Origin of the sequence: Brenneria sp. g21c3 (assembly GCF_040240345.1) — a bacterium.
Lineage (GTDB): Bacteria > Pseudomonadota > Gammaproteobacteria > Enterobacterales > Enterobacteriaceae > Brenneria.
Genome location: NZ_JBEIAB010000007.1, coordinates 222,251 through 229,047, shown reverse-complemented (window position 1 = coordinate 229,047; position 6,797 = coordinate 222,251). Strand labels below are relative to the sequence as shown.

The 6,797-nt window shown below is 41.9% G+C and carries 9 protein-coding genes and 1 pseudogene; 7 read left to right on the top strand and 3 right to left on the bottom strand.

Features of this window, described 5'->3' with window-relative positions:
- Positions 1 to 220: 220 nt before the first annotated feature.
- The gene (locus tag ABRZ28_RS13445) at positions 221 to 490 is read left to right on the top strand and encodes a hypothetical protein (protein ID WP_319606622.1); all 270 of its coding nucleotides are present in this window, start codon (positions 221 to 223) and stop codon (positions 488 to 490) included.
- Between the two features lie 178 nt (positions 491 to 668).
- On the opposite strand, the gene ABRZ28_RS24305 is transcribed toward ABRZ28_RS13445, so the two are convergent.
- Positions 669 to 869 carry a SymE family type I addiction module toxin gene (locus ABRZ28_RS24305; RefSeq protein WP_442878694.1) on the bottom strand — a complete coding sequence of 67 codons (201 nt, stop codon included), beginning with the start codon at positions 867 to 869 and terminating at the stop codon, positions 669 to 671.
- Positions 870 to 996: 127 nt separating this feature from the next.
- Between ABRZ28_RS24305 and ABRZ28_RS24300 the strand changes: the two are divergent.
- From ABRZ28_RS24300 to ABRZ28_RS13425, 3 genes and pseudogenes are all read left to right on the top strand, one after another.
- Positions 997 to 1,093 (top strand): annotated as a pseudogene (locus tag ABRZ28_RS24300) (RHS repeat-associated core domain-containing protein); the annotation flags it as partial.
- Positions 1,094 to 1,322: 229 nt separating this feature from the next.
- Entirely contained in the window at positions 1,323 to 1,772 is a 450-nt protein-coding gene (comJ, locus tag ABRZ28_RS13430; RefSeq protein ID WP_330520507.1) for a competence protein ComJ, read from the top strand.
- 216 nt (positions 1,773 to 1,988) lie between these two features.
- Positions 1,989 to 2,249: a hypothetical protein gene (locus ABRZ28_RS13425; RefSeq protein ID WP_319606627.1), complete on the top strand. Its 261-nt coding sequence runs from the start codon at positions 1,989 to 1,991 to the stop codon at positions 2,247 to 2,249.
- A 56-nt stretch (positions 2,250 to 2,305) separates the two neighbouring features.
- Here the strand turns inward: ABRZ28_RS13425 and ABRZ28_RS13420 are convergent, their stop codons facing one another.
- Positions 2,306 to 2,461, bottom strand: coding sequence for a SymE family type I addiction module toxin (locus tag ABRZ28_RS13420; protein ID WP_330520506.1), 156 nt, complete (start codon positions 2,459 to 2,461; stop codon positions 2,306 to 2,308).
- Between the two features lie 1,117 nt (positions 2,462 to 3,578).
- Between ABRZ28_RS13420 and ABRZ28_RS13415 the strand changes: the two genes are divergently transcribed.
- Positions 3,579 to 3,965, top strand: coding sequence for an immunity protein Tsi6 family protein (locus ABRZ28_RS13415; protein ID WP_319604955.1), 387 nt, complete (start codon positions 3,579 to 3,581; stop codon positions 3,963 to 3,965).
- A gap of 152 nt (positions 3,966 to 4,117) precedes the next feature.
- Positions 4,118 to 5,218, top strand: a complete 1,101-nt coding sequence (gene tri1 / locus ABRZ28_RS13410; protein ID WP_330520505.1) for an ADP-ribosylarginine hydrolase Tri1 — start codon at positions 4,118 to 4,120, stop codon at positions 5,216 to 5,218.
- A 125-nt stretch (positions 5,219 to 5,343) separates the two neighbouring features.
- Here tri1 and ABRZ28_RS13405 read toward each other — a convergent pair whose 3' ends face one another.
- Entirely contained in the window at positions 5,344 to 5,655 is a 312-nt protein-coding gene (locus ABRZ28_RS13405) for a hypothetical protein (protein WP_330520504.1), read from the bottom strand.
- Positions 5,656 to 6,131: 476 nt separating this feature from the next.
- Between ABRZ28_RS13405 and ABRZ28_RS13400 the strand changes: the two genes are divergently transcribed.
- Positions 6,132 to 6,794, top strand: a complete 663-nt coding sequence (locus tag ABRZ28_RS13400; RefSeq protein ID WP_330520503.1) for a DUF3313 domain-containing protein — start codon at positions 6,132 to 6,134, stop codon at positions 6,792 to 6,794.
- The last annotated feature ends 3 nt before the right edge of the window (positions 6,795 to 6,797 follow it).

Sequence of the window (6,797 nt, the reverse complement as noted above, 5' to 3'; positions counted from 1 at the left end):
TGCTGGCGAAACTCCGGGGTATATTGATTACGGGATGTCTTCTTCACAGATTTTGCTTGCGTCATGGTTCACCTTGTTAACGATTTTACTCGCTTAACAGCGTGTCCACCATTCGTGGGTAGGATCACAGAGCAGCTCCGCAATTTAAATATAGCTCACAATTTAGTGGTGGTGAAGAGCAAATTTTTGTCCTGCAGCCTTGGAAATATGGAACTTTATTATGATTTCTTCTTTTGAATTATTATTGAATGACGCACTTAAGAAAGTAGCCGACGCTATTAGTCGGCATGAACGCAATGAGAAAGCACCTCTTTCTATCCAGGCATTGGCTCAGGTAAAAAAAGAGCTGGAAGAAATGATTAGGGTGATGGATCCAAAGGTTTATATGCCAGGATATCCGCGTTTTATCACAGATTGGCCAGGTGAAGATGTACTGATAAAAGAATTAGTTCATGTTGCCGCTCTATACGAAAAAATAAGGAAAAACTAAAAAAGGCCGGAAGCGATCTAAACGATCCTTCCGGCTTTTTTATTATCGGTCAGCCACTGCTCATAATCCCCGTCAGCTCCAGCCCGCCGGGAAAGCGGTTGAGCCAGTCGGCGGCGGCGCGTTCATCGAACGGCTCCCGGCTCAGTCCTTCCAAACAGCGCCACAGTTCACGAATATCCTACACGGTGATGACGATGCAACCCGGCATGATGCGCAGCTTGAGTGATTGCCCGGTGGTAAATCCTGCCTCGCCGAGCCACTTGCCGCTGAGGGTAATGGCGGGCGTAGAGGTGTCTCCCTTGTTGGGCCGGTAGCCGACACGCTGATAGCGCTCGTGCTGAGAGATTTTAAAAACAGGGGTATCTGGCGTAAAATGCATGTCCACCCTAAGCGACGGAGTATGGATGGGCGGTAGCGTGAAAGATTTCTTAAAGTATGATGACAAGATAAAGGTAATTTACAGCCGTAACCGATAGTACGACCAATCAGACGGAGCGATTGCTTGACAAGATCCGATAGGGCTGGCGGGTGGGTTGAATCTTTATCAGTACGCGCCGAACGCGTTGACATGGATCGATCCACTGGGGCTTAGCAAATGTGGGACTTTCACTAAGAATCCTGACGATATTCATTTCATGCAGAGTTCAATTAAAAATCAAACCGGAGAACATACCGTTCTTGATAATGCTGTTGCATTAAGAAATGGAACTCTTAAACCCACTGATTTACCAGCAATAAAGATATGACAAGATTCAAATGGTAAACTATGGACATTAGACCATAGACGACTTGCCACATTTAAATTATCTGGGCTGAAAGAAATACCTGTTCAGTGGTATCCCATAGCCAAATTCAAGTTCGCTCTAGACCATTTGATGAGGCATCAAGTCAGTGGCGGAAAATAGATCTTGAACAAGGTGCGATTATTTATAAAGACTATGTGGTTTTTGACCCCTTACCAGAAGGTTCTTTTGGTGCAAATGTTCATTTAATTTTAACAAAAAAATTTGAAATGAATGAAAATACTCAGCGTTGTATAGTTGTTCCATTTTATATTATAAATAAAAATGATGTGGAGATTGCTTCTGCATCAGAGAAGTTTAAAATAGAGTTGAGTTTTGAAATCGATTTGTATTCTCTTTATTATGAGGTCTGTGAAGGGGATGAGATATTTTATAAGTTAACATTCATTCCTTCTGAAACGCCAATAAATCCAATGTATTTACTGGATGATCCTTGGGGTGGGGGAAAAAATAAACCTCTTGTGATAGGGCAAGTATAGTATAGATAGCCAGAAATATTCTTCCTTGACTCTTTCTGGCCTTTTCATTTCAGCAACATTAACACTTACCGCGCTGGTACCACCCTCTGTAAGGATAGATAACAGAGGGGGACTGAAATGACTTTGAAAAGCCCTATTCTGAGGATTATCTAAACAAGCTGTAGTATCTAACTTGCCTAAATCATGGGTTATCAGAACGATGAAGGTTCCTTGGTTATGAATTTTAATAGTTTACTCTTATCTCTTGAAAAGATAATTACTGAGTTAAATAAAAATGGAAAAACTCAGTCAGCATCATTTTTCATTTCACGTTATGAAGAAATAAAAATGAAAGGTAGCCATGTATCTAGAGAAGTAATAAAGGAACTATCGACTTGTAGAGCAATGTCGCAATATGCTAATTTTTCTATTAAAGAGGAAAAACTTCTAGATAATGTTGTGGATGATGCAATAGAATTAAAAAGTATTATTCCTTAAATAAAAAAAGCCGGAAGCGATCGCAACGATCCTTCCGGCTTTTTATTATCCGTCGCCTAAAGGTTAATCCCGGTCTCAATCACTATCCTGCCCTGTTCGACGGTAATGGTTATTGGCATGCCGGTGATAAACCCCGACTCTTCAAGCCAGCGCCCTTTAAGGTTAATGGCTGACGGCGGGTTGGGCCTGCCGTTTTGCGGAGCGTATCCCACCGTGTAGTACGTTCTGTTTTAGCTGCTAAGCATATTCAGATAGTTTCTTTCTCTGTCAGCATAGTTGAGCTTTGTTAAACAAACCGAAAATTCTGCGGCAAACAGGATTAAAACACTCTTTACACTGATGGTATGGTTAGCGGAAGAGACTATATAATTACTGACATCTTTACTGGAGAAAGGCTATGAGACTATGAATAGTGTAAACAAAATCTTAACGATCCCTTAGGATTTCACACTTTATAAAACAAGTGAAGGTAAGTTCATTTTAGCTCCTATTAATAACTTATTAATTATGGAACATATATTTTAAAAACATGAAGACTTGTGAGTAAGTAAATATTTATTTTTATCTGGATTTTTCATATTTATTTAAAAGGAAATGAGTATGTTAATCGCTGTTGTTTTTTATAAAAAAGTCAGACCATAATCATTCGATATCATTTTAGGGTAACTCTATGAATAATTTAAAATTATTATAAATTAGCAATTTTTACTACAGTCTCTATCTAGTTGAAATAAATTTTGCCATCTCGGTAGTTTTTTTAATTCATACATTGATACTTCTGAAGAATTCTGGTTACTTGATGAGGATATGAAAAATTACCCTACATGTGGCAGTTTGAGTTTGTTAGCAGAAAAAATAAGAAACAATCATGATATTTACAAGAATCGAATTGTTCCTAAAACATAAGTGCTCTAATTGCGACTAAAAACACAAACCCTCTCTACCATAAACCTGAAGAAAATATATACGTATAAATAAGTGATTTGTTATATAAGTTAAAATAATCATCAACTCACTCCGATTCGTCGAGTGTTTTCATCGACTGCGCACTATTTGGCGAAGGGAGCGACGGGCAAAAATGCTCCATGCAGCTGGGTGGTCTTATCGGCGGTACTGCTGATGGGAAAGGAGGGATGAAGTTTGATGCATAGCGGAGTTCGCGCTCCACAGTATCGATGCCAAAAGATCGGTTCGCCGTGCAAAATCTGTATATAAAGAAGTGAAGCCATGCCAGCATTGGAACATGGTTTGTGCCAAATAGATTATTCCAGACAGAAGATGACGGGATATAATGGCTTACAACACAAAGAGATATATGGAGACCATTGGATGAATGAACCAACTAAACTTGACTATATTGATAAAGCATTATCTTTGGCAAAGAAACGACATAATGAGATAAAAAGTAATACTACAGCAGTAGCGCTAGAGCCTATGTATAATTCAATAGTGCAACAACTTATTTTTTTGAGAAAAATCATTCTTGGGCATGAAAAAAATAAAGCAAAACTGTGGGAATTAACATTTGGGGCTTATGCTGCAAAAGAGTTTGAAAACTCTGATGAAATATTTTTTGAAAGGCTCGCAAATGCTTATTTCATAGCAGACCAAATTCGTAACGGCTTGAAAGTTAAACTGCCTCATGAAGTCAATAATAACTACGAAAAAACTGAGCGACGTTTGGCTATGTTATATCCTGATGATTACAATGTTTGATAGGTAAGATCATCGTGTAAATTATAGGCGAGTGATATTTCCTAGGAGGAAAGTATTGTGATAAAAATAGTTTCAAAAAAATGACGTATATTTCAGGAGAATGAATAAGTAGAATAAAATGGAAAGATTGATCTTCATTACGAGGAAAGACCATGATTGACCTAAGAGAAGATGAATTCAAATTGTCTTTGTATGCAAAGCGTTATGCCCAACTTGCTCCAAAGCCATCACGTCAATTACAGTGTCGAAAGGAGTATAATACAACCCACCCAGAATGGGTGCAGGAAGATACAAAAATCGACGTAGGGAAACCTGACTGGCTGAGAAACCAACCCCAAGTAGTACCAGACTCGATAGCTCTCGATAAGGCTAAGGGTGCATTAGTTGGTTTGGCTATTGGTGATGCAGTAGGCACAACATTGGAATTTTCTTCACGCGATCATGTTTATATTAACGATATGGTGGGTGGTGGTCCATTCCAATTAAAAGCCGGAGAATGGACTGATGATACATCAATGGCACTCTGCCTAGCTGAAACCTATCTTGATGCAGGATGGCTGGATCTTGATCTTTTCAGGAAAAAACTAGTTCGCTGGTACCATTATGGTGAAAATAGCTCTAACGGTCGTTGCTTTGGCATAGGTAATACCACGCGTTACGCTTTGGATGCATACCTGAAAAATGGTAGTCAGTGGTTTGGAAATACAGGAGGTGAAACCGCTGGCAATGCTGCTATAATTCGACACGCACCTGTTGCTATATTTAGAAGAAAATCATTTCTTCGGATATGGACTGAGTCTAAAAGTCAAAGTATCGCTACACATGGTTCTGCTGAATCTATTAATAGCTGTCAGTTCTTAGGACTCATTCTACATTTTCTCCTTAATGGGCATAGTAAAGAAGTTACCTTTTCTCCTCATGTTTTTTCTAGCACATTGCGCGTGCTTCTTATTAACGCTGGCGAATACAAAGAAAAAAATCGTGATCAGATCCGCTCTAGTGGATACGTGATCGATACCCTAGAAGCCGCTATGTGGTCAGTTTGGAACACCGATAATTTCCGTGATGCTATTCTTTTGGCTGCAAATTTGGGGGATGATGCGGACAGCGTGGCTGCAACGACAGGACAAATCGCAGGTGCATTGTATGGTTATTCAGGTATCCCTTCGGAATGGCTCGCAAAATTAGTACAGCAAGAGCGTATAGCGTCAATAGCGGAAAATCTGTTTAAGCGAGCGCCTGTAGATGACTAATTTTCTAGAAAAAAAGGAAATATTGGACTTTTCTCTATGGAAAATGATTTGTGGTGCGACATAAGCCAGCTATCAATCCGACAATCTTCCCACCCCCTTTTTTAAAGCAAATAACCCATTCCTGCTTAACCAGGAAATTCCGCGTTACGAGAAAGCGGCCGCAGCGGCCCTTCCTGATGGGAATAGCCGCTGCAACTCAAAAAGAAGACGGGGACCGTCAGAAAAGAAGTTAGTCCACTGATGGCCTTGGTCGCCACCAGCGGTTTATCGCGCGTCACCGGCGCACTGGCGTTACGCTGCGTCGCCAGAACCCTAGCGATAACTAGATATGACTGCCGATAGATAGACAACCGGTCAGCAAAAACATCAGACTTATGCTGCTGGACAACCAAAATAACTTTTTCATAAAAATCCTCCGGGAACCGCGCCGCAGACAAAGGGCGCGCCCCTCGCGTTTATCAGAACAGGGAAACACATCCGGTCAGCAACAGGACGGAGACTAAACCACCCAGTAAAATCATGCCTTTCATATAACCTCCACTGCATTAAAAAACTCACGTAAAAACCGTACGGTTTAGTTTTATTTCATTTATATTTCGCCGTCAAGCATCCTTTTCTATTCCCGATACCTGCGCGCATTATCTGCAACAGGCCGGGTTATGCCCCGCTCCGGGGCCGGCGAACCTACATGTGAAAACATAAATAAACATTTTCTTGACACTAAAACATCCTCGATGCAAAACTGAACCGTACTGTTTTGTTATCGATGTTATGCACGCTGCCGAATGGGGATAGTCGATGAGTTCACAGGAAAGCGCGATAGATGAATTCATATTCGGAGTGAGGCTGGCATGACTGCCGAAGCAGGCGGTGATTCCATATTTGCGATATTTTCTTTTACAGGATATTTCATATGTTCACATTATCTGCGTTATCTCGCCCAGCCGTGCTAACCTTTGCTTTCCTGCTAGCCGGTTGTGCCGGAAACCCTCCCGTGCGTTATGCCGCGATAGACTCTGCGTCACAGTTGCAGCCGAATACCGGCGAGACGTCCGATCGGATCCCTTACCGTTATGCCACGCAGGTTGACTGGAAAAAATACACCGGCATTATCATTGACCCCGTGACTATTTATCAGGGCGCGGATAATCAGTTTGGCGACCTCCCGCAAGAGGATCGGCAGGCTCTGGCAAGCTATATGCAAACCACGTTCAACGACGTGCTGCGAAACCGTTTTAACGTGGTTTCCGCCCCAGCGCCCGATACGCTTAGACTTAAGCTGACTCTGACCGGCGCTGACACCACCACGCCCGTCGCCGGTACGGTGACTAAATTCGATTTGGCCGGCGGTCCTTACAACATTGTGCAATCCATCCGCGGAAAGGAAGGCATGCTGAGCGGTTCGGTGAACTACGCGGTCGAAATTTATGACGCTCCGACCAACCGTTTGCTTAACGCCTATGTCGCCAAACAGTATCCAAACGCCATGAACGTTTCGGCAAGCATCGGCGCGCTGAGCGCGGCGAAAGTCGGCATTGAGAAGGCGGCGGAAGAGTTGGCCGAACAATTGAAATAAAAG